The organism is Pedococcus soli (assembly GCF_054782575.1).
Genome location: NZ_BAAGSF010000003.1, coordinates 11,697 through 34,935, shown reverse-complemented (window position 1 = coordinate 34,935; position 23,239 = coordinate 11,697). Strand labels below are relative to the sequence as shown.

Here is a 23,239-nt window from a genome sequence, read left to right as displayed (position 1 = left end):
CTGTGCGCTGCGACCTGCGATGTAGAACGAAATCAATGGGTGGGGTGGTGCTGAGCTGCTTACCAGGAGCTCTTGGTGACGCCGGGCAGTTCACCGCGGTGAGCCATCTCGCGAAGGCAGATGCGGCACAGTCCGAACTTGCGGTAGACCGAGTGCGGTCGGCCGCAGCGCTGGCAACGGGTGTAGCCACGCACCTTGAACTTCGGCTTCTTGTTGGCCTTGTTGACCAGGGCGGTCTTCGCCATGTCAGTTCTCCTTGAAGGGGAAGCCGAGCGCCTTGAGCAGTGCGCGGCCCTCGTCGTCGTTGGTGGCGGTGGTCACCACGGTGATGTCCATGCCACGCACGCGGTCGATCCGGTCCTGGTCGATCTCGTGGAACATCGACTGCTCGGTCAGACCGAAGGTGTAGTTGCCGTTGCCGTCGAACTGCTTGGGCGACAGACCACGGAAGTCACGGATGCGGGGCAGCGCCGTGGACACCAGACGGTCGAGGAACTCCCACATGCGGTCGCCGCGCAGCGTGGTGTGCGCGCCGATCGGCATGCCCTCACGCAGCTTGAACTGGGCGATCGACTTGCGGGCCTTGGTGACGAGCGGCTTCTGGCCGGTGATCGCCGAGAGGTCGCGGATGGCGCCCTCGATGAGCTTGGCGTCCTTGGCGGCGTCACCGACACCCATGTTGACGACGACCTTGACGACGCCGGGGACCTGCATGACGTTCGCGTGGCCGAACTGCTGCTGCAGCTGGCCCTTGATCTCCTCGGCGTAGCGCGTCTTCAGACGCGGCGCCTGCTTGGTTGCAGTCTCAGTCATGTCTCTCACAGGTCCTTGCCCGAGCGCACCGCGACGCGGGTACGGACGGTCTTCTCGCGCCCGTTGCGCTCGACGGTCTCGACACGGGTCTTGACGCGGGTCGGCTTCTTGTCGGTGGGGTCGACGATGGCCACGTTGCTCACGTGGATCGCGGCCTCCTGGACGACCAGGCCACCGGTGCGGCTGCCGCGAGCGGTCTGGCCGGCCTTGGTGTGGCGGGTCACCCGGTTGACGCCCTCGACGAGCACGCGCTCGGTCTCGGGGTACACGGCGATGACCTTGCCCTGCTTGGTCTTGTCCTTGCCCGTGAGGACCTGGACGAGATCGCCCTTCTTGATCTTCATCTTCTTGGGGGCTGCCATGGCTCAGAGCACCTCCGGCGCCAGCGAAATGATCTTCATGAACTTCTTCTCGCGCAGCTCGCGGCCCACCGGGCCGAAGATGCGGGTACCACGCGGGTCCCCGTCACCCTTGAGGATGACGGCGGCGTTCTCGTCGAACTTGATGTAGCTGCCGTCGGAACGACGACGCTCCTTCGTGGTCCGGACGATGACGGCCTTGACGACGTCGCCCTTCTTGACGTTGCCGCCGGGGATGGCGTCCTTGACGGCGGCGACGATCACGTCACCGATGCCGGCGTAACGACGACCCGAACCACCGAGAACACGGATGCAAAGGATCTCCTTGGCACCAGTGTTGTCGGCGACACGCAGTCGCGACTCCTGCTGGATCACTGTCTAACTCCTGTCGTCGAGCTGGTTCTCACGCGCGGTGAGCCTTGCCGAACTGTGGGTGGTCTTGTTTCCGTCCCGCCGCGGCATACCCGGCCAGGTGGCCGGGCGCCGCGGTGGTGACGGTATGTCGTGGTGTTACTTGGCCTTCTCGAGGATCTCCACCACGCGCCAGCGCTTGGTGGCCGACAGCGGTCGGGTCTCCATGATCAGCACGCGGTCGCCGATGCCGGCGGCGTTCTGCTCGTCGTGGGCCTTGACCTTGCTCGAGCGACGCAGGACCTTGCCGTAGAGCGCGTGCTTGACGCGGTCCTCGACCTCGACCACGACGGTCTTGTCCATCTTGTCGCTGACCACGTAACCCTGACGGGTCTTGCGGTAGTTGCGGTCTGCAGCCGTCACGGCCTCATCCTTCACGTTCTCGGTCATGCCGACTCCTCCTTCGCGGGTGCGCCGATACCCAGCTCGCGCTCACGCAGCTCGGTGTAGATGCGGGCGATGTCCTTGCGGACCGCACGCAGGCGACCGTGGTTGTCCAGCTGGCCGGTGGCCGACTGGAACCGGAGGTTGAACAGCTCCTCCTTGGCCTTGCGGAGCTCGTCCACCAGGCGCTCGTCATCGAGACCACGCATGTTCTCGGACGTCAGGTCCTTGGATCCGACTGCCATCAGATGTCACCACCCTCACGCCGAACGAAGCGGCACTTCATGGGGAGCTTGTGCATCGCCAGACGCATCGCCTCGCGGGCGACCTCTTCCGACACACCGGAGATCTCGAACATCACGCGACCAGGCTTGACGTTGGCGATCCACCACTCGGGGGAACCCTTACCGGAACCCATGCGGGTCTCGGCGGGCTTCTTGGTCAGCGGGCGGTCGGGGTAGATGTTGATCCACACCTTTCCACCACGCTTCATGTAACGCGTCATCGCGATACGAGCGGACTCGATCTGACGGTTGGTGACGTAGGCGGGCTCGAGGGCCTGGATGCCGTAGTCGCCGAACGCGATCTTCGTGCCACCCTTCGCAGCGCCCGAGCGACCCGGGTGGTGCTGCTTGCGGTGCTTGACTCGACGAGGAATCAACATGTCAGGACTGCTCTCCCTCAGTGCTGGCAGCGGCTGCCGGGGCCGGGGCCTCGGTGGCGGGTGCTGCGGCAGCGGTCTCGGTGGCGGTGCCCTCCGGACGCTCGCGACGAGCGCGGGCCGGACGGTCGGCGCCGTCACGACGCGGGCCACGGCTCGGGCGCGGCGCAGCAGCCTGCTGCTGGGCCAGCTCGCGAGCGGTGACGTCGCCCTTGTAGATCCACACCTTGACGCCGATGCGACCGAAGGTGGTGCGGGCCTCGTAGAAGCCGTAGTCGATCTGCGCACGCAGGGTGTGCAGCGGGACGCGACCCTCACGGTAGAACTCCGTGCGGGACATCTCGGCGCCGCCGAGGCGACCGGAGACCTGGACACGGATGCCCTTGGCGCCGGCGCGGGTGGCGGACTGCATGCCCTTGCGCATCGCACGACGGAACGACACACGAGCAGAGAGCTGCTCGGCGATGCCCTGCGCGACGAGCTGGGAGTCGACCTCGGGGTTCTTGACCTCGAGGATGTTCAGCTGCACCTGCTTGCCCGTGAGCTTCTCGAGCTCGCCACGGATGCGGTCGGCCTCTGCGCCGCGCCGACCGATGACGATGCCGGGACGCGCGGTGTGGATGTCCACACGGACGCGGTCACGGGTGCGCTCGATCTCGACGCGGGAGATGCCGGCTCGCTCCATGCCCTCGGACATGAGCTTGCGGATGGCGACGTCTTCCTTGACGTAGTCGCGGTAACGCTGCCCTTCCTTGGTGGAGTCAGCGAACCAGCGGCTCTTGTGCTCGGTGGTGATGCCGAGGCGGAAGCCGTGCGGGTTGACCTTCTGGCCCATTAGCGGGTGCCTCCCTTGGTGGTCTTCGGCGTGACGACCACGGTGATGTGGCTGGTCCGCTTGTTGATGCGGGCCGCGCGGCCCTGGGCACGCGGGCGGAACCGCTTCATCGTCGGGCCCTCGTCGACGTAGGCGGCGCTGATGACGAGGTTGCGCTCGTCAAAGGCCTCCGACGCCTTGTCGGCCTTGACCCGGGCGTTGGCGATGGCGCTCTCGAGCACCTTCTGGATCGGGTCGGACGCGGACTGCGGCGCGAACTTCAGCACGCCGATGGCCTCGACGGCCTGCTTGCCGCGGATGAGGTCGACGATGCGACGCGCCTTCTGGGGCGTGACGCGGACGGACCGCGCAATCGCCTTGGCTTCCATCACGTTGTCCTTGTTCTCGGTGGGGGCGGCCATCAGCGACGACGCCCCTTCTTGTCTTCCTTCACGTGACCCTTGAACGTGCGGGTCGGCGCGAACTCGCCGAGCTTGTGGCCGACCATCGACTCGGTGACGAACACCGGGACGTGCTTGCGGCCGTCGTGGACGGCGAACGTGTGACCGAGCATGTCGGGGCTGATGACCGACCGACGTGACCAGGTCTTGATGACTGTCTTGGTGCCCGCTTCGTTCTGGACGTCGACCTTCTTCTGAAGGTGGCCGTCGATGAAGGGGCCCTTCTTCAAGCTACGAGGCATGGTTTCTCAGGCTCCTTCTCAGCGCTTCTTGCCAGTACGACGGCGACGGACGATCATCTTGTCGCTCGGCTTGCCGGGGCGGCGGGTGCGGCCCTCGGCCTGTCCCCACGGGCTGACCGGGTGGCGTCCACCGGAGGTCTTGCCCTCTCCACCACCGTGCGGGTGGTCGACCGGGTTCATGGCGACACCACGGACGGTCGGGCGCTTGCCCTTCCACCGCATGCGGCCGGCCTTGCCCCAGTTGATGTTGGACTGCTCGGCGTTGCCCACCTCGCCGACCGTGGCGCGGCAGCGCAGGTCGACGTTGCGGATCTCGCCGGACGGCATGCGCAGCTGGGCGTAGGGGCCGTCCTTGGCGACGAGCTGAACACGCACACCGGCCGATCGGGCGATCTTCGCGCCGCCGCCGGGCTTGAGCTCGACAGCGTGGATGACCGTACCGGTCGGGATGTTGCGCATCGGCAGGCTGTTGCCGGGCTTGATGTCGGCACCGGGGCCGTTCTCGATGTTGGCGCCCTGCTCCAGGCCCTTGGGGGCCAGGATGTAGCGCTTCTCACCGTCGGCGTAGTGCAGCAGGGCGATGCGTGCGGTGCGGTTGGGGTCGTACTCGATGTGAGCGACCTTGGCCGGCACGCCGTCCTTGTCGTGGCGACGGAAGTCGATGACGCGGTAGGCGCGCTTGTGACCTCCACCGATGTGACGGGTCGTGATGCGGCCGTTGCTGTTACGTCCACCGGACTTGGTCAGTGGACGAACCAGCGACTTTTCCGGAGTGGAGCGCGTGACCTCGACGAAGTCGGCAACGCTGGAGCCTCGACGGCCAGGCGTCGTCGGCTTGTACTTGCGGATACCCATGTTTGAAAGTCCCTAACGTCTCTTCAGCGTCCTGGTCAGGCGCCGGCACCGAAGATGTCGATCGAGCCCTCGCGGAGGGTGACGATCGCACGCTTGGTGTCCTTGCGCTTGCCGATGCCGAACCGCGTGCGACGGGTCTTGCCGACACGGTTGAGGGTGTGCACGGAGTCGACCTTGACACCGAAGACACGCTCAACGGCGATCTTGATCTCGGTCTTGTTGGCCCGCGGGTCGACGATGAAGGTGTACTTGCCCTGGTCGAGCAGCGAGTACGACTTCTCGGAAACGACCGGAGCGATCAGGATGTCGCGGGGGTCCTTGCCTGCAGCGAGCGAGCTCACTTGCCCTCCTCCTCATCCGCAGACTCGGCGGCCTTGGCAGCCTTCGTCGTCTTCGCGGGCTTGTCGGCCTTCTCGGCCTTCGCCGGCTTCTCAGCCTTTGCGGGCTTGTCGGCCTTCTCAGCCTTGTCGGCCTTCTTCTCGGTCTTCGTGGCGGGCTTCTCGACCGCGGCGGGCTCTGCAGCCTCGACCTCGATCTCGATGACGCCACCCACCGGCTGCGCACCGGAGACGAACGCCTCCAGGGCCGCCGTGGTGAAGACCACGTCGTCGGACATCAGCACGTCGTACGTGTTGAGCTGGTCGGCCGCGAGGACGTGGACGCCCTCGAGGTTGCGCACCGACTTCAGCGACACGAGGTCACTGCGGTCGAGGACCACGAGCACGTTGGTGCGGGTGGTCAGCGCGGCCAGCAGGCCGGCAGCGTCCTTGGTGGACGGAGCGGCTGCGGTCACCAGCGAGTCGACCACGTGGACGCGACCGTTGCGGGCCCGGTCGGAGAGGGCACCGCGCAGGGCGGCGGCCTTCATCTTCTTGGGGGTCCGCTGCGAGTAGTCACGCGGCTGCGGGCCGTGGACGACGCCACCGCCGGCGAACTGCGGAGCACGGGTCGAGCCCTGACGGGCGCGGCCGGTGCCCTTCTGGCGGTAGGGCTTGCGCCCACCGCCGCGGACCTCGCCGCGGGTCTTGGTCGAGTGCGTGCCCTGACGAGCGGCAGCCATCTGCGCGACGACGACCTGGTGGATCAGGGGGACGTTGACCTGGACGTCGAAGATCTCGGCGGGCAGGTCAGCAGCGACAGTCTTGGTAGCCATGATGATCAGGCTCCCTTCGCGGCCGTGCGGACGAGGACGGTGCCGCCACGGGGGCCGGGAACGGCACCCTTGACGAGCAGCAGGCCGCGCTCGACGTCCACGGCGTGGATCGTGAGGTTCTGGGTGGTCTGACGCACGCCGCCCATACGGCCGGCCATGCGCATGCCCTTGAAGACGCGACCCGGGGTGGCGCAGCCACCGATCGAGCCCGGCTTGCGGTGGTTCTTGTGCGAACCGTGGGAGGAGCTGACGCCGTGGAAGCCGTGACGCTTCATGACGCCGGCGAAGCCCTTGCCCTTGGTCGTGCCGGTGACGTCGATGTCCTGGCCGGCCTCGAAGGTCTCGACCGTGACTTCCTGGCCGAGCGAGTACTCGGCGGCGTCAGCGGTGCGGAGCTCCACGAGGTGGCGACGCGGGGTCACGCCGGCCTTCTCGAAGTGGCCGGTGAGGGGCTTGGTCACCTTGCGGGGGTCGATCGCGCCGAACGCGATCTGGACGGCGGCATAGCCGTCCGTGGCGGCATCGCGCACCTGCGTCACGACGCAGGGGCCGGCCTCGATGACGGTGACGGGGATGAGCCGGTTCTCGGCGTCCCACACCTGGGTCATGCCGAGCTTCTTGCCCAGCACACCCTTCACGGTCTTGGTAGCAGTGTCGGTCATTGTCGCCAGCCTCAGAGCTTGATCTCGATGTTGACGTCAGCCGGCAGGTCGAGGCGCATCAGCGAGTCGACGGCCTTCGGCGTCGGGTCGATGATGTCGATCAAGCGCTTGTGGGTGCGCATCTCGAAGTGCTCGCGGCTGTCCTTGTACTTGTGGGGCGAACGGATGACCACGAAGACATTCTTCTCCGTGGGCAGCGGCACAGGGCCGACCACCGTCGCGCCAGCACGGGTGACCGTGTCGACAATCTTGCGCGCCGAGTTGTCGATGACCTCGTGGTCATACGACTTCAAGCGGATGCGGATCTTCTGTCCCGCCATCTCCGTTACGTCTCTCTCTCGCCGAACATCTAACCGGCCCTGTGGTCTTCTCCGACCCCCGCGGTCGGGTGTGTCGCACCCGCTTCGCGGTCCGGCGACATGCGTTCGCACGCAGTGGTCACACAGATCGAATAGTTTCCGGCAGAGCCGGGGCTTGCGCTTCCCTGGAGTGTCGCCCCGAGCGCTCAGGCACTCGGTTCGAGGTGTGTCACCGGGGGTGGCGGCGTCGACATGGGTCAACGGCGCGCGTCAAGCAACCGGTCCAGTGTGCCAGAGCCCCCCGTGACCTACCAAATCGAGGTCGGGCCGCTCGGCAACTGGTGCCACGTGGCGCGTCGCACCACGTCCCTCCACTGTACGGCCTCCCCCGCGAGTCCCTGACCAGTCCCCTGCCGGCCCCCCACCGATCGACCCCCGTGTGCCGCGGGACCCGTTCACGGTCAAGGATCCCGCGGCCACGCTCACCCGCCACGACCGCTGCGGACCACGGTGGACGGTCCACGCGAAACCCGACGCGCGACGCCCACCGTTCACGGTGAACGGTGGGCGTCGGCGACAGGATGGGCCGCGTCAGGGGCGGGGGCCCCCGAGCACTCCGGCGTCGAAGGCCTTGAGGACAGACGCCTTGTCGGCGGCGGTGAGCTTGCCGTCCTTGACCGCACCGTCCAGACGGCTGGACAGGTCGGTGCGGCGGGCCGCCTCGTGGTCGGCCCTGACCGCGTCGAAGGCGGCCTGGACCTTGGCCTCGGAGAGGCCGAGCTGCTTCGCGAGGGCAGCCACCCGGGCCTTCTCGTGGGCGGTCCGCTCAGCCGCCGTCGGTGGGGTCGGCTTGGTGCCCTGGGCCGGCGGCGTCGCGGGGCGGGCCGGCCGGTTCGCGTCACGGACGGCGTCGAGCGCGGTGCGGAGCTTGGCCTCCGTGACCCCGAGCTCCTTCGCCAGGGCAGCCGCGTCGGCGCCGTCCGGGCCGTGTCCGCGGGTGCCGGGCCCGCCCGGTCCGCCCTTCCCCGCCGGGCCGGCGTCGCCCTGGGCAGGAGCCGAGCTCGTCGTCCCGCTCGGGGTGGGGGTGCTGGTGTCGGCCAGGGCCTGGCTGGCCCCGAGGCCCGCGGCGATGGCGGTCACCCCGGCGGCGCCGGCGATCTTCACGGACGTGCGGACTGGAGACATGCGTGGTTCCTCTCGTGGTGGGGACGGCCTCTGCGACGTCCCGCCGTCCCACCACCGTGCGCACAGGTCCTTGTGGCGAGCAGTGCGCCACCTGTCACGAACCTGTCAGCGGGGGCCGGCGACGCACAGGTTCCCGTGCCCGGACACGGGTTCGGCCGCCGAGCCGGTGACAAGATCGGCGCATGACGACCGCACCCCAGTCCCCCACCGGCCCGGACGCCCCACCCGAGGGTGCGGGCCGTCGACGGCAGGGGCTGATCTACCGCGCCGGGGTGCTCGGGCACCGGCCGGCCGTCCCCGCCGACGCGGCCGAGCTCGAGCGCCGCGCCGGCGCGGCGATGACCCCGCGCGCCCGGGCCTACGTCGGTGGTGGCGCCGGGGAGGGCGCCACCGTGCGGGCCAACCGGGAGGCCTTCGACCGTCGCCGGCTGGTGCCGCGCATGGCCTCGGGGCACACCACCCGCGACCTGTCGACGACCCTTCTCGGGACGAGGCTGGCCACGCCGCTGCTGCTGGCCCCGGTCGGGGCGCTCGGCCTGGTGTCACGGGGCAGCGACCTGCAGGTCGCCCGCGCGGCGGCGCAGACGGGCGTCCCCTACATCGTCTCCAACCAGGGCTGCTCCCCGATGGAGGAGGTCGCCACGGCCCTGGGCGACACGCCCTGGTGGTTCCAGCTCTACTGGTCCACCGACGAACGACTCGTCGACAGCCTCGTGGGCCGGGCCGAGCAGGCCGGCGCGAGCGCCATCGTCGTCACGCTCGACACGACCATGCTCGGCTGGCGTCCCCAGGACCTCAACCTCGGGTCGCTGCCCTTCTCGCAGGGCATCGGGATCGCGCAGTACACCTCCGACCCGCGGTTCCAGGAGATCGTCCGCGAGCGCGTTGCAGCCAAGGCCGCTGGCTCGGGGGGCTCGGGGGGCTCGGAGGGCTCGGACGACGTGAAGGTGACGCTGGGCGCCATCCGGTCGCTGCTGTCGATCAGCCGCGAGCACCCCGGGACGCTGCGCGACAACCTCCGCTCGCCCGCGCCGCGCGCCGCTGTGGAGGCCTTCCTGGACATCTACTCCAACCCCGGGCTGTCGTGGGACCTGCTCGCGACCCTGTCCCGACGCACCCACCTGCCGATCCTGCTCAAGGGGATCCTGCACCCCGACGACGCGCGCCGCGCCGCCGAGCTGGGGGTCGGCGGGATCGTGGTCAGCAACCACGGAGGCCGTCAGGTCGACGGGGCGGTGGCCTCGCTCGACGCCCTCGGTCCGATCCGCGCAGCAGTGGGACCAGGTATGCCGCTGGTGCTGGACAGCGGGGTGCGCACCGGTGCCGACGTGGTCAAGGCGCTCGCCTCCGGAGCCGACGCCGTGGCCCTGGGCCGCCCGTACGTGTACGGGCTGGCCCTCGCCGGCCAGGACGGGGTCCGTGACGTCGTCACCAACGTCGTGGCGGAGCTGGACCTCACGCTGGGGCTGTGCGGCGTGGGCTCGGTGGCCGAGCTGGGCCCCCACGTCCTCGCTGGGGACTGAGGCCGCGCGGCGGTCAGGGTGAGGGGTTCACGACCAGGTCGTCGACCGACATCGTGACCGGGCCGTTGGTCGCCGATCCCGAGAGGTAGCCGTAGAACCCCAGGCTCCCCGCGACCTGGAATCCGGCCGTCGCGTCCGTGACCGTCTTCTGCCACGTCGCGGGCTCGGTGGCCCCCACCTTCCAGACCCGGGCTCGGACGGTCGTGGGAGAGGTCCCGACGACCTGCACCCGCACCCGGAGCTGGTCCCCGGCTGCCAGCGTCACGCCCGGGACGGTCGTCTCGGCGGCCAGTGCCGTCTCGGCGCCTGCCGTCGTCGCCCGCTGCAGGGACAGGCCCACCCCACCGTTGGACGTGAGGTGCACCTTCGCGCGGTAGTCACCGGCAGTGCTGATGCGGCGGCCGAGCACCGAGACGTAGTGGCCGCTGCCGGTGGGCACCTTGTCCAGGGCGTAGGTCGTGAGGATGTCCACCCCCGACGAGCTCACCGAACCGAGCGCGACGGTCTGCCCGCTGCCCGCGGCCAGGCGGAGACGTCCGAAGCCACCACCGACCGAGAGGTTGGCCGCGGCCCCGGTCGAGGTCCAGGCCCCGCCCGTGTCGGCGGTGCCCCAGCCACTGGCGAGGGTGCGGCCGAACGCATCGGCGGCGACCACAGTGACCGGCGGCGGTGGCGTGGTGACGGTGACAGCGGTGGTGGTCGTCCCCGTGGCGCCCTGGTTGTCGGTGACGGTGAGCCGGACCGTGTAGGTGCCCGCTGCGGCGTAGGCGTGCACCGCCGAGGCCGTCGTGGCGGTGCCGCCGTCACCGAACTGCCAGGCCCACGAGGCGATCGTGCCGTCGGGGTCGGTCGACGGGCCGGCGTCGAACGCACAGCTGAGGTCGTCGCAGTCCCGGGTGAAGGCGGCCGTGGGTGACTGGTTGGCCGCGGCCACGGTGACCTGCTGGGTGGTGGTGCCCGTCGCTCCGGCGTCGTCGGTGACGGTGAGGGTGATCGTGTAGGTGCCGGCCGCGGCATACGTGTGGGTCGCGGTCTGACCGCTGCCGGTCGTCCCGTCGCCCCACTGCCACGCCCACGCGGTGACGGTGCCGTCGGGGTCGCCCGAGGCCGACGCGTCACCGGTGCAGGCGAGCTGCGCGCAGGTCGGGGTGAAGACGGCGACCGGGGCCTGGTTGGGCGGGGGCGGGCCGGCCGTCAGCGTGAACGCGTCCGCGAACGTGCCGCCGGAGGCCCGCGCGAAGGAGGCGCTGAGCTGGGTCGACGTCGCCGACACGTCGAGCACCCCCCACGTGGGGTTCTGGTTCAGGCCCGAGGTGGTCGCGAAGTACCCCGCCTCGGAGTCGGCGGCATTGACGTCGCGCAGGTTGATGCCCCCGGTGCCCACGGTGGCGAAGACCGTCCCGGCGCCCTTGAGCATCGTGCTGTCGGAGTCGGCGACGCAGGCACTGGTGAAGGTCCCCGGCGTCACGCTCGTGCAGCCGGTGCGCAGGGCGAGCTGCTTGGTGCGCTGGTAGAGGTGCTCGTGACCGGTGAGCACGAGGTCCACCCGCTTGGTCAGGAGCAGGTTGAGCAGGTCGGCGCCGGGGTCGCACGCGTAGTCACCCATGCTCAGGCACGGCTTGTGCATCGACACCACGACCCACGGGATCCCGGCGGCCCGGGCGCTGTCGATCGCCGCAGCCGTCCACTGGTAGCGCGGCGTCCCGGCGGCGTAGGACCAGGTGCTGTCCGGGAACGGCAGGTCGGGGGAGATCTGGATGAAGCGCACCAGCGGCGCCGACTGCGGCACGTCCATGAAGTACTGCCGGCCGTAGGTGCCCTTGGCGCCGGGCAGCTGGTTGGGCAGGCAGGCGGAGAAGTCGTTGATGTTGCCGTTCTGGCCGTTGCTCTCGTGGTTGCCCGACACGAGCTCGAACGGGTACCCCTCGCCCACCCCGGCCTTGACCAGGTCGCACCACTGCTGCTCGGCGCCGACGACGCCGTACGACAGGTCGCCCAGGGCCAGGTGCAGGTCGTTGTGCAGGCCGCCGATGGTGCTGAAGACGGACTGCGCCGCGGCCGAGGACGAGAAGTCCCCTGCGGCGCTGAACCGCACGGTGGGGTCACCCGGGGCCGAGGACCCGGGGAGGGCTACTGCTGTGAGGAGTACCGCCGCGGCAACGACCACGCGACGGAGGCGGCCCGTCATGTCCCTGAACGTAGGGGCTTGCCCCCACTTCGCGCCTCCCCCACCGGGCGTAGGCAGGAAGGGGCGCAAGCGGCATACCGGACACGACGACGCGGCGCCCCCACGAGGGGAGCGCCGCGCCGTCGTCAGGCGGTCCTGGTCGTCAGCGCTTGAGCGCCATCGACATGAGGAACGAGATCCCGTTCGGGCTGCCCACGCCGGTGACGTCGTCGTACCCCTTGCGGGTGTAGATCGTCCCCGTCTGGTTGAGCGTGCGCAGCGAGGTGAGCAGGCCGTCGCTGCTGTCGAAGCCGTTGGCGTAGTCGACCCGGACGACGGCGTCGGTGACGCTGCGCCCGTGGTTGACGTCCCGGAAGGCCGAGGTGCCGGACAGCGAGTACAGCTTCGGGTTGAGGAAGCCCAGCGAACCACGGTTGACTTGGTCGGCGACCGCCACCATGCCGGCGAACAGCGGCGAGGACAGGGACGTTCCGCCGATGCGGTACTCCGAGTACTTGATGGTGCCGTCGGGGAAGGTCTGGCTCTGGCCCACGAGGAACCCGGTGTTGGGGTCGCCGACCATCGCCACGTCCGGGACGACCCGGTGCGGGCCCTCGCGGAAGTAGTTGGCCAACGCCGCGGGGACGACCGGCTTCTGGTAGCTCGGCTCGGCGAACAGGTGCGTCGTGCCACCGCCACCGCCATAGAGGTAGGCCGGCTTGCTGGGCGACCAGGCGCCGTTGACGAGCGAGGACTTGCCGGTGCCCCAACCCTGCTCGAAGCCGTAACCGTTGCCCTGCGTCACGGCCAGGGCCGTCCCGCCGACGGCGGTGACCATCGGGTCGGAGGCCTGGAAGTCCGTCTGGCGCTGGCCGCTGGCAGCGATCTCGTCGCCGTCGTCACCGCTGGAGAAGACCATCGAGATGCCCTCGGCCGCAGCCTGCAGAGCGGTCTGGTGGCTGTTGACGAGGTCGGCCGGGGCCACCACGTCATCGGTCTCGCCGTAGGAGTTGGTGATGACCTGGGCGAGCTCGTTGTCCACCACCGTGTTGACGGCGGCGTTGATGTCGTCGTCGAAGCAGCTCTCGGCGCCGACGTAGAGGATCTTCGCGCCCGGTGCCGTGGCGTGGACCGCCTCGACGTCGAGGGTCTCCTCGCCGTACCAGCCACTCGCGCCGCACTCGTCGGTGTGGGTGAAGTTCGCCGGGAGGTTCTGGTCGAGCTGGTAGCTGCGCAGCGGGTGGCTGGGGTCGTTCAGCTGGGCGTACCGCGTGGCGTCGCCGAGGATGTACTGCGACGCGTAGGCGTCCACGACGGCGACCGTGGTGCCCCGACCGTCGTACCCCTGGGACTGGGCCACGTTGGTGCCGTAGGCGCCCCGCACCTGCGGCGGCTTGTAGCCGCACGGTGCGTACGGCTGCGGGTTCTTGACGAGCTGTGGCAGCGTCGTCGCCATCTTCTCCCCGTAGTACGAGGAGCAGGGCCGGGCGTTGCGGAACACGGCGTCCGGCGGCGGCAGCACCTCGGCGGGCCGGGTGCTCGCGGACGCGGCGTGCGCGGCCGCCTTCTGCTGCTGCGCCGTCGTGTCGGGCACGGCCCGCATCGGCGTCTTGCGGGCCGAGGTGTCCAGGCCCGCGACGCCCGCGACGATGCCGGCGAGCGAGGCCGGGACGGAGTATGCCGTGGTGGGCGCGGTGACCGTCTGGCCTGCCTTCCTGAAGGAGGAGAGCTTGGTGGCCAGCGCCTTCTGCGCCGTGGCGGCCGGTGCGGTCGCCTCGATGTAGCGGTGGTTGGCGGGCACGGAGCCGATCGTGAAGCCCTGGCCTCGCAGCCAGCTGGTCACGGAGGCGACCTGGCTCGACGTCGGGGCGAACCGTGAGCGCCAGGAGGCTGCCGAGACGAAGTGGCCGTACTGCGCCGAGCCCGGCGTGGAGACGGCGTCGGCCAGCGCCTGGGCGCCGGCGGCGTCACGCAGGTTGAGGACGAAGGTGAGGTGCTGCGTGGCCGAGGAGGCCACAGGCGCGACGCGCTGGGCGTGCGCCGTCCACGAGGGGGCGCTGCCCACCACGTGGCGGCTGGTCTCCCCCGAGGCCTGCGCGATGGTGGGGACCGCCATCGCGAGGGCCAGGGCCCCCGTGACCGCAAGTCCTGTCTGACTCCTGCTGGGACTTCTCATCCGAATGTGACCTCCGAGGTCGTGAGCCGGGTCGACCGGTCGACGACCCCTGCGCAGTGTCATCCCGTTCGACCGCCCCACCCATGGCAAATGTCACGATCTTCGGTCAGTCCGCGGAACATCTTGCGGACGACGAGGCTCCCCGGGGGCCCGAGCGCAACGCGAAGGGCCCCGCAGCCGAAGCTGCGGGGCCCTCCAGGTGGTGCGGTGTCGCGTCAGATCACCGGTGGCGAAGTCGCCGGGTGTTACTTGGTGATCTTGGTGACGCGACCGGCGCCGACGGTGCGACCGCCCTCGCGGATGGCGAACTTGAGGCCGTCCTCCATGGCGATGGGCTGGATGAGCTCGACGTTCATCTCGGTGTTGTCACCGGGCATGACCATCTCGGTGCCCTCGGGGAGGTGCACGACACCCGTCACGTCAGTCGTACGGAAGTAGAACTGGGGACGGTAGTTGTCGTAGAACGGCGTGTGACGGCCGCCCTCGTCCTTGGACAGGATGTAGACGTTGGCCTCGAAGTCGGTGTGCGGGGTGATGGAACCCGGCTTCACGATGACCTGGCCACGCTCGACGTCCTCGCGCTTGGTGCCACGAAGGAGCAGGCCGACGTTCTCGCCAGCGCGACCCTCGTCGAGGAGCTTGCGGAACATCTCGACACCGGTGACGGTGGTCTTGGCCGGCGGGCCGGTGTGGATGCCGACGATCTCGACCTCCTCGTTGACCTTGAGGATGCCGCGCTCGATACGACCGGTGACGACGGTGCCACGACCGGTGATCGTGAAGACGTCCTCGACGGGCATGAGGAACGGCTTGTCGACCTCGCGCTCGGGCTCCGGGATGTAGTTGTCCACGGCGTCCATGAGGTCGAGGACCGACTGGCCCCACTCGGCGTCGCCCTCGAGCGCCTTCAGCGCCGAGACCTTGACGACCGGGAGGTCGTCGCCGGGGAACTCGTAGGAGGACAGCAGCTCGCGGACCTCCATCTCGACGAGCTCCATGATCTCCTCGTCGTCGACCATGTCAGCCTTGTTGAGCGCAACGACGATGTAGGGGACGCCGACCTGCTTGGCCAGCAGGACGTGCTCCTTCGTCTGCGGCATCGGACCATCGGTGGCCGCAACCACGAGGATCGCACCGTCCATCTGCGCCGCACCCGTGATCATGTTCTTCACGTAGTCGGCGTGGCCGGGGCAGTCGACGTGGGCGTAGTGACGACCCTCCGTCTGGTACTCGATGTGCGCGATCGAGATCGTGATGCCGCGCTGCTTCTCTTCCGGCGCCTTGTCGATGTCGTCGAACGCGAACTGCGGGTTCAGGTCCGGGTACTTGTCGTGCAGGACCTTGGAAATCGCAGCCGTCAGCGTCGTCTTACCGTGGTCGATGTGACCGATGGTGCCGATGTTGACGTGCGGCTTGGTCCGCTCGAACTTTGCCTTCGCCACTTGGTGTCCTCCTCAGGACTCTGTACTTGGTGGTACGCCGCGTGCCCAGGTGGGACGTGACGCGATATGGGGGTGGAGCTGGGGTGAGTCAGATCGTGGTTCGACCGTTGATCCTAGCGGTCACTCACCACGGGTCTTCTTGATGATCTCCTCGGCCACAGCCTTGGGGACCTCGGCGTAGGAGTCAAACTCCATCGAGTAGCTCGCGCGACCCTGGGTCTTGGACCGCAGGTCACCGACGTAGCCGAACATCTCCGACAGCGGGACGAGGCCGCGGACGACCTTGGCACCACTGATGTCCTCCATGGCCTGGATCTGGCCACGACGGGAGTTGATGTCACCGATGACGTCGCCCATGTAGTCCTCGGGCGTACGCACCTCGACGGCCATCATCGGCTCGAGGAGCACGGGGTCGGCCTTGCGGACGGCCTCCTTGAGCGCCATGGAACCGGCGATCTTGAACGCCATCTCCGAGGAGTCGACGTCGTGGTAGGCACCGTCGAGCAGGGTCGCCTTGATCCCGACGAGCGGGTAGCCGGCGAGCACGCCGTACTGCATGGCGTCCTGGATTCCGGCGTCCACCGACGGGATGTACTCGCGCGGGACGCGACCACCGGTGACCTTGTTGGTGAACTCGTAGAGCTCGCCCTCGGCGGTGTCCAGCGGCTCGATCGAGATCTGGATCTTGGCGAACTGGCCGGAGCCACCCGTCTGCTTCTTGTGGGTGAAGTCGAGCTTCTCCACGGTGCGACGGATCGTCTCGCGGTAGGCCACCTGCGGCTTGCCGACGTTGGCCTCGACCTTGAACTCGCGCTTCATGCGGTCCACGAGGATGTCGAGGTGGAGCTCGCCCATGCCGGCGATGATGGTCTGGCCGGTCTCCTCGTCGTGGTGGACCTGGAAGGTCGGGTCCTCGGCGGAGAGCTTCTGGATGGCGGTGGAGAGCTTCTCCTGGTCACCCTTGGTCTTCGGCTCGATGGCCACCTGGATGACCGGGTCCGGGAACGTCATCGACTCGAGCACGATCTGCTCGTTCGGGTCGCTCAGGGTGTCACCGGTCGTGGTGTCCTTGAGGCCGATCGCCGCGTAGATGTGACCCGCGAGGGCCTCGTCCACCGGGTTCTCCTTGTTGGCGTGCATCTGGAAGAGCTTCCCGATGCGCTCCTTGCGGCCCTTGGTCGTGTTGACGACCGCGGAGCCGCTGGAGATCTGGCCGGAGTAGACGCGGATGAAGGTCAGCGTGCCGAAGAACGGGTGCGTCGCGACCTTGAACGCCAGGGCCGAGAACGGCTCCGTGGTGTCGGGCTTGCGCGTCATCTCGATCTCCTCGTGGTTCGGCTTGTGGCCGACCATCGGGGGGACGTCGAGCGGGGACGGCAGGTAGTCGACGACGGCGTCGAGCATCGGCTGCACACCGCGGTTCTTGAAGGCGGAGCCGCACAGGATCGGGTAGAGCTCGGAGTTGACCGTGAGCTTGCGGATCGCGCCCTTGATCTCCTCGGGCGTCAGCTCCTCGCCACCGAGGTACTTCTCCATGAGGACGTCGTCGGACTCGGCGACGCGCTCGACCAGGGCGTGGCGGTACTCCTCCACCTTCTCGACCATGTCGGCCGGGATCTCCTGGATCTCGTACTTGGCACCCATGGTGACGTCACCCTTGGCGTCACCGGGCCACACGAGGGCGCGACGGTAGATGAGGTCGACGACACCGACGAAGTCGTTCTCGGCGCCGATCGGCAGCTGGAGCACGAGGGGCTCCGCGCCGAGGCGGTCCTTGATGGTGTCGACGGTGAAGTAGAAGTCCGCGCCGAGCTTGTCCATCTTGTTGACGAACGCGATGCGGGGGACGTCGTACTTGTCGGCCTGGCGCCAGACGGTCTCGGACTGGGGCTCGACGCCCTCCTTGCCGTCGAACACCGCGACGGCGCCGTCGAGCACGCGCAGCGAACGCTCCACCTCGACGGTGAAGTCGACGTGCCCGGGGGTGTCGATGATGTTGATCTGGGTGCCCTCCCAGAAGGAGGTCACGGCGGCAGACGTGATCGTGATGCCGCGCTCCTTCTCCTGCTCCATCCAGTCGGTGGTGGAGGCACCGTCGTGGGTCTCACCGATCTTGTGGTTGACCCCGGTGTAGAAGAGGATGCGCTCAGTCGTCGTCGTCTTGCCGGCGTCGATGTGCGCCATGATCCCGATGTTGCGGACCTTGGTCAGGTCCGTCAGGACGTCGAGTGCCAATGTGATCGTCTCATCTCGCTCGTTACGAAAATTCGTGGTGGTGCGGGTGGCGCGTGAGCACCACGCACCTCCGGTGTGCCGCGCGCGCGGTCTGCAGCGCGCGGCACCCCGGTGCTGTTACCAGCGGTAGTGCGCGAAGGCCTTGTTGGACTCGGCCATCTTGTGGGTGTCCTCGCGACGCTTGACCGCGGCACCGAGGCCGTTGGACGCGTCGAGGATCTCGTTCATGAGGCGCTCGGTCATGGTCTTCTCACGACGCTGACGCGAGTAGCCGACCATCCAGCGCAGGGCCAGCGTGGTCGCGCGGTTGGGCTTGACCTCGATCGGCACCTGGTAGGTCGCGCCACCGACACGGCGGGACTTGACCTCGAGGGTGGGACGGATGTTGTCGAGGGCACGCTTGAGCGTGACCACGGGGTCGGAGCCGGTCTTCTCCTTGACGCCCTCGAGGGCGCCGTAGACGATCGTCTCGGCGATGGACTTCTTGCCGTCGAGGAGGATCTTGTTGACCAGCTGGGTCACCAACGGGGAGTTGTGGACCGGGTCGACGACGAGGGGGCGCTTGGGCGCGGGTCCCTTACGAGGCATTACTTCTTCTCCTTCTTCGCGCCGTAAAGGGAGCGGGCCTGCTTGCGGTTCTTGACACCCTGGGTGTCGAGCGAGCCGCGGACGATCTTGTAGCGCACGCCGGGAAGGTCCTTCACACGACCGCCACGCACGAGCACGATCGAGTGCTCCTGCAGGTTGTGGCCGACGCCGGGGATGTAGGCCGTGACCTCGATGCCGCTGGTGAGGCGCACGCGGGCGACCTTGCGCAGGGCAGAGTTCGGCTTCTTGGGGGTGGTGGTGTACACACGCGTGCACACACCACGGCGCTGGGGCGAGCCCTTGAGGGCAGGAGTCTTGGTCTTGGTGACCTTGTCCTGACGCCCCTTGCGCACAAGCTGGTTGATCGTAGGCAACCTGTTCTCCGTACGTAGTTGATGTTCTGCGCCGACTGGCTGACCAGCAGCCGTCCGGCACTCCTTGGTGTGGTGCTCCGCCCGACCCCCGCACTCGGGTGTGTCGGACTCGGCGCTCCCCCCTGCACTCCCCACGACGGACCCATGCGGATCTGACGTGGATTGCCCGGCGAGAGGTGGTGCTGGCCCACCTGCCGGTGACGGCGGCGGCTCCAGCGGGCGTGCCCGAGGTTTGGACCTCAGACACAGTGTTCAAAGATACCGCCTGCGTGGTGGCCCACCAAATCGGTATGGGCCCGCTCCCCCGCTGCGCGGCACCCCGGTCAACACCGGCGCGGCCCCGTGTATGCCGCCTGCTCCCCGGCGGGCGTCGCCCACCCGGCGTGCGGGTGGCCGGCACGCGAACGTCCGGGGCCGCGGGGCGGCACGACCGAGGGGGCCGGCCCGGCGAACCGGACCGACCCCCTCGGGTCACGCTCTGCGGGAACCTCAGTCGAGGCCCAGCTCGGCGTCGTCGAGGCGGATGGCCTCGCCGGAGCCCGGGCCGAAGACCGGGTAGTCGTACTCGTAGCTCGGCATCGAGTACATCGCAGCCTTGGCCTCTTCCGTGGCCTCGACCTTGATGTTCCGGTAGCGCGGGAGACCCGTGCCGGCCGGGATGAGCTTTCCGAGGATGACGTTCTCCTTCAGACCCAGCAGCGGGTCCGACTTCCCGTTCATCGCAGCCTCGGTGAGCACGCGGGTCGTCTCCTGGAAGGAGGCGGCCGACAGCCACGAGTCGGTCGCGAGCGACGCCTTGGTGATACCCATGAGCTCGGGGCGACCCGAGGCCGGGCGACCGTTCTCGGCGACGACGCGACGGTTCTCGTTCTCGAAGCGGCCACGCTCGGCCAGCTCACCGGGGAGCAGGTCGGCGTCACCGGACTCGATGATCGTGATCCGGCGCAGCATCTGCCGCACGATGACCTCGATGTGCTTGTCGTGGATCGACACACCCTGCTGGCGGTAGACGTGCTGGACCTCGTCGACCAGGTGCATCTGGACCGCACGCGGGCCGAGGATGCGCAGGACCTGCTTCGGGTCGATGGAACCGACCGTCAGCTGGTGGCCGACCTCGACGTGCTCGCCGTCCGCGACGAGCAGGCGCGCACGCTTGCTCACGGGGTAGGCGTGCTCCTCGGAGCCGTCGTCGGGGGTCAGCATCAGGCGACGCGTCTTGTCCGTGTCCTCGATCACGACGCGGCCGGAGGCCTCGGCGATCGGGGAGACACCCTTCGGGGTACGTGCCTCGAAGAGCTCGACGACACGCGGCAGACCCTGGGTGATGTCGTCACCGGCCACACCACCGGTGTGGAAGGTACGCATCGTCAGCTGGGTGCCGGGCTCACCGATGGACTGCGCGGCGATGATGCCGACCGCCTCACCGATGTCGACGAGCTTGCCGGTGGCCAGCGAACGGCCGTAGCAGGCGGCGCAGGTGCCGACGTGGGACTCACAGGTGAGCACCGAGCGGACCTTGACCTCCTCGACGCCGGCGGCGACGAGGGCGTCGATGACCACGTCACCGAGGTCGATACCGGCCTCGGCCAGGACGGAACCGTCCTTCTCGACGTCGGCGGCGAGCGTCCGCGCGTAGACCGAGGTCTCCACGTCGTCGTGCTCGACCAGCGCACCGGCCGCGTTCTTCTGCGCGATCGGCATGGTCAGGCCACGGTCGGTGCCGCAGTCGTCCTCGCGGATGATGACGTCCTGCGAGACGTCCACCAGACGACGGGTCAGGTAACCCGAGTCGGCGGTACGCAGCGCGGTGTCGGCCAGACCCTTGCGCGAGCCGTGCGTGGAGATGAAGAACTCGAGCACCGACAGACCCTCGCGGAAGTTCGCGCGGATCGGGCGGGGAATGATGTCGCCCTTCGGGTTGGACACCAGACCACGCATACCGGCGATCTGACGCAGCTGCATCCAGTTACCACGCGCACCCGAGGACACCATCTTGTAGATGGTGTTGGTCTTCGGGAGGTTGGCCTCCATCTCCTTGGCGACCTCGTTGGTGGCCTGGGTCCAGATCTCGATGAGCTCCTGGCGACGCTCGTCGTCGGTGATCAGACCGCGCTCGTACTGGACCTGGACCTTGGTGGCCTTGGTCTCGTACGCCTCGAGGATCTCGAGCTTGCGCGGCGGGGTCACGACGTCGGAGATGGCGACCGTGGTGCCCGAGCGGGTCGCCCAGTGGAAGCCGTACTCCTTGAGCGCGTCGAGGCTGGCCGCGACCTGCACCTTGCTGTAGCGCTCGGCGAGGTCGTTGACGATCGTCGAGAGGCGCTTCTTGTCCACGACGGCGTCGACGAACGGGTAGTCCACCGGCAGCGTCTGGTTGAACAGCGCGCGACCCAGGGTGGTCTCGAACGTCAGCGAGGGCACCTGGCCCTGCGCGTCCGCCTCGACACCCTCGGGCAGCTCGGTGCCCGGGATCGGCACGACGTCGACCAGGCGCAGCTTGATCTTGCTGCCGAGCTCGAGCGAGCCCGCGTCGAACGCCATCCGCGCCTCGTGGACCGAGGAGAACGCGCGACCGGTGCCGCGACCCTCCTCCACCTCGGAGGTGAGGTGGTAGAGGCCGATGATCATGTCCTGGGTGGGCATGGTCACCGGACGACCGTCGGCCGGCTTGAGGATGTTGTTGCTCGAGAGCATGAGGATGCGGGCCTCGGCCTGCGCCTCGGTGCTCAGCGGCACGTGGACAGCCATCTGGTCACCGTCGAAGTCGGCGTTGAAGGCCGAGCAGACGAGCGGGTGGATCTGGATGGCCTTGCCCTCGACCAGCTGGGGCTCGAACGCCTGGATGCCGAGTCGGTGCAGCGTGGGTGCACGGTTGAGCAGCACGGGGTGCTCGGTGATGACCTCTTCGAGGACGTCCCACACGACCGGACGGGCGCGCTCGACCATGCGCTTGGCCGACTTGATGTTCTGCGCGTGGTCGAGGTCGACCAGGCGCTTCATCACGAACGGCTTGAAGAGCTCCAGGGCCATCTGCTTGGGCAGACCGCACTGGTGCAGCTTGAGCTGCGGGCCGACGACGATGACCGAACGGCCGGAGTAGTCGACGCGCTTGCCGAGCAGGTTCTGGCGGAAACGACCCTGCTTGCCCTTGAGCATGTCGGACAGCGACTTGAGCGGACGGTTGCCGGGGCCCGTGACCGGGCGACCACGACGGCCGTTGTCGAAGAGGCTGTCGACAGCCTCCTGGAGCATCCGCTTCTCGTTGTTGACGATGATCTCGGGAGCACCGAGGTCGAGCAGCCGCTTGAGGCGGTTGTTGCGGTTGATCACGCGGCGGTACAGGTCGTTCAGGTCGGAGGTCGCGAAGCGGCCACCGTCCAGCTGCACCATCGGACGCAGGTCCGGCGGGATGACCGGGACGGCGTCGAGCACCATGCCGTCGGGCTTGTTGGTCGTGACCTGGAACGCGGTGACGACCTTGAGCCGCTTGAGGGCACGGGTCTTCTTCTGGCCCTTGCCGGTGGCGATGATCTCGCGCAGCACCTCCGCCTCGGCCTCGAGGTCGAAGGTCTGCAGGCGCTTCTGGATCGCCGCGGCGCCCATGCCGCCCTCGAAGTAGAGGCCGAACCGGTCGCGCATCTCGCGGTAGAGGATCTCGTCGCCCTCGAGGTCCTGGACCTTGAGGTTCTTGAACCGGTCCCAGACCTGCTCGAGGCGCTCGATCTGCTGGTCCGCACGCTTGCGGATCTGGTTCATCTCGCGCTCGGCGGACTCGCGGACCTTGCGGCGCGCGTCGGCCTTGGCACCCTCGGCCTCGAGCTCGGCGAGGTCGGACTCGAGGCGCTTGGCACGGGCCTCGACCTCGGAGTCGCGCTTGTTCGAGAACTCCTTCTTCTCGACCTCGATCTGCGCCTCGAGCGACGGCAGGTCCTTGTGGCGCTGCTCGTCGTCGACGGACGTGATCATGTAGGCCGCGAAGTAGATGACCTTCTCGAGGTCCTTCGGGGCCAGGTCGAGCAGGTAGCCCAGGCGCGACGGGACGCCCTTGAAGTACCAGATGTGGGTGACGGGGGCGGCGAGCTCGATGTGGCCCATCCGCTCACGACGCACCTTGGCGCGGGTGACCTCGACGCCACAGCGCTCACAGATGATGCCCTTGAAGCGGACTCGCTTGTACTTGCCGCAGTTGCACTCCCAGTCCCGGGTGGGGCCGAAGATGCGCTCGCAGAACAGGCCCTCCTTCTCGGGCTTGAGCGTGCGGTAGTTGATGGTTTCCGGCTTCTTCACCTCACCGTGGCTCCACTGACGGATGTCGTCAGCAGTGGCCAGGCCGATGCGCAGTTCGTCAAAGAAGTTGACGTCGAGCACGTGGTTCCTTCTTCCGTGTCTCTAGCTTTAAATCTGGGGTTGGTCGGGAGGAGGGGCGGTATGCCGC

Annotated in this window: 22 protein-coding genes and 2 pseudogenes; 1 reads left to right on the top strand and 23 read right to left on the bottom strand. The window is 68.4% G+C overall.

Going from position 1 to position 23,239, the window contains the following annotated elements:
* Positions 1-59: 59 nt before the first annotated feature.
* The 16 genes and pseudogenes from ACYVKF_RS03070 to ACYVKF_RS02995 form a co-directional block, all read right to left on the bottom strand.
* A complete protein-coding gene (locus tag ACYVKF_RS03070; RefSeq protein WP_035902511.1) occupies positions 60-245 on the bottom strand; it encodes a type Z 30S ribosomal protein S14 in 186 nt (61 codons plus the stop codon).
* Position 246: 1 nt separating this feature from the next.
* Positions 247-813 (bottom strand): 50S ribosomal protein L5, encoded by a 567-nt coding sequence (rplE, locus tag ACYVKF_RS03065; RefSeq protein ID WP_056918410.1) that lies wholly within the window; start codon positions 811-813, stop codon positions 247-249.
* A 5-nt stretch (positions 814-818) separates the two neighbouring features.
* On the bottom strand, positions 819-1,175 hold the full coding sequence (gene rplX, locus ACYVKF_RS03060) for a 50S ribosomal protein L24 (protein ID WP_056915460.1): 357 nt from the start codon (positions 1,173-1,175) through the stop codon (positions 819-821).
* Positions 1,176-1,178: 3 nt separating this feature from the next.
* Positions 1,179-1,547 (bottom strand): 50S ribosomal protein L14, encoded by a 369-nt coding sequence (gene rplN / locus ACYVKF_RS03055; RefSeq protein ID WP_056883304.1) that lies wholly within the window; start codon positions 1,545-1,547, stop codon positions 1,179-1,181.
* A gap of 135 nt (positions 1,548-1,682) precedes the next feature.
* A complete protein-coding gene (gene rpsQ / locus ACYVKF_RS03050; protein ID WP_056915461.1) occupies positions 1,683-1,973 on the bottom strand; it encodes a 30S ribosomal protein S17 in 291 nt (96 codons plus the stop codon).
* A gap of 20 nt (positions 1,974-1,993) precedes the next feature.
* Positions 1,994-2,212, bottom strand: a pseudogene (gene rpmC, locus ACYVKF_RS03045) (50S ribosomal protein L29); the annotation flags it as partial.
* Positions 2,212-2,631 carry a 50S ribosomal protein L16 gene (rplP, locus tag ACYVKF_RS03040; RefSeq protein WP_056915463.1) on the bottom strand — a complete coding sequence of 140 codons (420 nt, stop codon included), beginning with the start codon at positions 2,629-2,631 and terminating at the stop codon, positions 2,212-2,214. The pseudogene rpmC and the gene rplP, both read right to left, overlap by 1 nt.
* A 1-nt stretch (position 2,632) precedes the next feature.
* On the bottom strand, positions 2,633-3,463 hold the full coding sequence (gene rpsC, locus ACYVKF_RS03035) for a 30S ribosomal protein S3 (RefSeq protein WP_056915464.1): 831 nt from the start codon (positions 3,461-3,463) through the stop codon (positions 2,633-2,635).
* A complete protein-coding gene (gene rplV, locus ACYVKF_RS03030; RefSeq protein ID WP_056917241.1) occupies positions 3,463-3,831 on the bottom strand; it encodes a 50S ribosomal protein L22 in 369 nt (122 codons plus the stop codon). Before rplV ends, rpsC begins: the two co-directional genes overlap by 1 nt.
* Before the next feature lie 32 nt (positions 3,832-3,863).
* Positions 3,864-4,145 carry a 30S ribosomal protein S19 gene (rpsS, locus tag ACYVKF_RS03025; RefSeq protein ID WP_056915465.1) on the bottom strand — a complete coding sequence of 94 codons (282 nt, stop codon included), beginning with the start codon at positions 4,143-4,145 and terminating at the stop codon, positions 3,864-3,866.
* Positions 4,146-4,163: 18 nt separating this feature from the next.
* Entirely contained in the window at positions 4,164-5,000 is an 837-nt protein-coding gene (gene rplB / locus ACYVKF_RS03020) for a 50S ribosomal protein L2 (RefSeq protein ID WP_056883298.1), read from the bottom strand.
* Positions 5,001-5,035: 35 nt separating this feature from the next.
* Entirely contained in the window at positions 5,036-5,341 is a 306-nt protein-coding gene (gene rplW, locus ACYVKF_RS03015; protein ID WP_056915466.1) for a 50S ribosomal protein L23, read from the bottom strand.
* A gap of 221 nt (positions 5,342-5,562) precedes the next feature.
* Positions 5,563-6,153, bottom strand: a pseudogene (rplD, locus tag ACYVKF_RS03010) (50S ribosomal protein L4); the annotation flags it as partial.
* A gap of 5 nt (positions 6,154-6,158) precedes the next feature.
* A complete protein-coding gene (rplC, locus tag ACYVKF_RS03005) occupies positions 6,159-6,815 on the bottom strand; it encodes a 50S ribosomal protein L3 (RefSeq protein ID WP_056915467.1) in 657 nt (218 codons plus the stop codon).
* Positions 6,816-6,826: 11 nt separating this feature from the next.
* Positions 6,827-7,135, bottom strand: coding sequence for a 30S ribosomal protein S10 (rpsJ, locus tag ACYVKF_RS03000; RefSeq protein ID WP_009775966.1), 309 nt, complete (start codon positions 7,133-7,135; stop codon positions 6,827-6,829).
* Between the two features lie 570 nt (positions 7,136-7,705).
* The gene (locus ACYVKF_RS02995) at positions 7,706-8,299 is read right to left on the bottom strand and encodes a hypothetical protein (RefSeq protein WP_460964770.1); all 594 of its coding nucleotides are present in this window, start codon (positions 8,297-8,299) and stop codon (positions 7,706-7,708) included.
* 182 nt (positions 8,300-8,481) lie between these two features.
* On the opposite strand from ACYVKF_RS02995, the gene ACYVKF_RS02990 reads away from it, so the two are divergent.
* Positions 8,482-9,822, top strand: a complete 1,341-nt coding sequence (locus ACYVKF_RS02990; RefSeq protein WP_460964768.1) for an alpha-hydroxy-acid oxidizing protein — start codon at positions 8,482-8,484, stop codon at positions 9,820-9,822.
* Positions 9,823-9,835: 13 nt separating this feature from the next.
* Here the strand turns inward: ACYVKF_RS02990 and ACYVKF_RS02985 are convergent, their stop codons facing one another.
* From ACYVKF_RS02985 to ACYVKF_RS02955, 7 genes are all read right to left on the bottom strand, one after another.
* Positions 9,836-12,010 carry a PKD domain-containing protein gene (locus ACYVKF_RS02985; protein ID WP_460964766.1) on the bottom strand — a complete coding sequence of 725 codons (2,175 nt, stop codon included), beginning with the start codon at positions 12,008-12,010 and terminating at the stop codon, positions 9,836-9,838.
* 142 nt (positions 12,011-12,152) lie between these two features.
* Positions 12,153-14,105, bottom strand: coding sequence for a S53 family peptidase (locus ACYVKF_RS02980; protein WP_460964764.1), 1,953 nt, complete (start codon positions 14,103-14,105; stop codon positions 12,153-12,155).
* Between the two features lie 305 nt (positions 14,106-14,410).
* Entirely contained in the window at positions 14,411-15,607 is a 1,197-nt protein-coding gene (gene tuf / locus ACYVKF_RS02975; protein WP_460964762.1) for an elongation factor Tu, read from the bottom strand.
* A 120-nt stretch (positions 15,608-15,727) separates the two neighbouring features.
* Positions 15,728-17,842 (bottom strand): elongation factor G, encoded by a 2,115-nt coding sequence (gene fusA, locus ACYVKF_RS02970; protein ID WP_056915472.1) that lies wholly within the window; start codon positions 17,840-17,842, stop codon positions 15,728-15,730.
* Positions 17,843-17,959: 117 nt separating this feature from the next.
* Positions 17,960-18,430: a 30S ribosomal protein S7 gene (gene rpsG, locus ACYVKF_RS02965; protein ID WP_056915473.1), complete on the bottom strand. Its 471-nt coding sequence runs from the start codon at positions 18,428-18,430 to the stop codon at positions 17,960-17,962.
* Positions 18,430-18,804, bottom strand: coding sequence for a 30S ribosomal protein S12 (gene rpsL / locus ACYVKF_RS02960; RefSeq protein WP_056915474.1), 375 nt, complete (start codon positions 18,802-18,804; stop codon positions 18,430-18,432). Before rpsL ends, rpsG begins: the two co-directional genes overlap by 1 nt.
* 489 nt (positions 18,805-19,293) lie before the next feature.
* Positions 19,294-23,172, bottom strand: coding sequence for a DNA-directed RNA polymerase subunit beta' (locus tag ACYVKF_RS02955; protein WP_460964758.1), 3,879 nt, complete (start codon positions 23,170-23,172; stop codon positions 19,294-19,296).
* Positions 23,173-23,239: the final 67 nt, after the last annotated feature.

Coding starts and splice junctions, on each gene's coding strand:
- ACYVKF_RS03070 (WP_035902511.1), bottom strand. CDS start 245: ATGGCGAAGACCGCCCTGGTCAACAAGGCCAACAAGAAGCCGAAGTTC.
- rplE (WP_056918410.1), bottom strand. CDS start 813: ATGACTGAGACTGCAACCAAGCAGGCGCCGCGTCTGAAGACGCGCTAC.
- rplX (WP_056915460.1), bottom strand. CDS start 1,175: ATGGCAGCCCCCAAGAAGATGAAGATCAAGAAGGGCGATCTCGTCCAG.
- rpsQ (WP_056915461.1), bottom strand. CDS start 1,973: ATGACCGAGAACGTGAAGGATGAGGCCGTGACGGCTGCAGACCGCAAC.
- rplP (WP_056915463.1), bottom strand. CDS start 2,631: ATGTTGATTCCTCGTCGAGTCAAGCACCGCAAGCAGCACCACCCGGGT.
- rpsC (WP_056915464.1), bottom strand. CDS start 3,463: ATGGGCCAGAAGGTCAACCCGCACGGCTTCCGCCTCGGCATCACCACC.
- rplV (WP_056917241.1), bottom strand. CDS start 3,831: ATGGAAGCCAAGGCGATTGCGCGGTCCGTCCGCGTCACGCCCCAGAAG.
- rpsS (WP_056915465.1), bottom strand. CDS start 4,145: ATGCCTCGTAGCTTGAAGAAGGGCCCCTTCATCGACGGCCACCTTCAG.
- rplB (WP_056883298.1), bottom strand. CDS start 5,000: ATGGGTATCCGCAAGTACAAGCCGACGACGCCTGGCCGTCGAGGCTCC.
- rplC (WP_056915467.1), bottom strand. CDS start 6,815: ATGACCGACACTGCTACCAAGACCGTGAAGGGTGTGCTGGGCAAGAAG.
- rpsJ (WP_009775966.1), bottom strand. CDS start 7,135: ATGGCGGGACAGAAGATCCGCATCCGCTTGAAGTCGTATGACCACGAG.
- ACYVKF_RS02995 (WP_460964770.1), bottom strand. CDS start 8,299: ATGTCTCCAGTCCGCACGTCCGTGAAGATCGCCGGCGCCGCCGGGGTG.
- ACYVKF_RS02990 (WP_460964768.1), top strand. CDS start 8,482: ATGACGACCGCACCCCAGTCCCCCACCGGCCCGGACGCCCCACCCGAG.
- ACYVKF_RS02985 (WP_460964766.1), bottom strand. CDS start 12,010: ATGACGGGCCGCCTCCGTCGCGTGGTCGTTGCCGCGGCGGTACTCCTC.
- ACYVKF_RS02980 (WP_460964764.1), bottom strand. CDS start 14,105: ATGGCGGTCCCCACCATCGCGCAGGCCTCGGGGGAGACCAGCCGCCAC.
- rpsG (WP_056915473.1), bottom strand. CDS start 18,430: ATGCCTCGTAAGGGACCCGCGCCCAAGCGCCCCCTCGTCGTCGACCCG.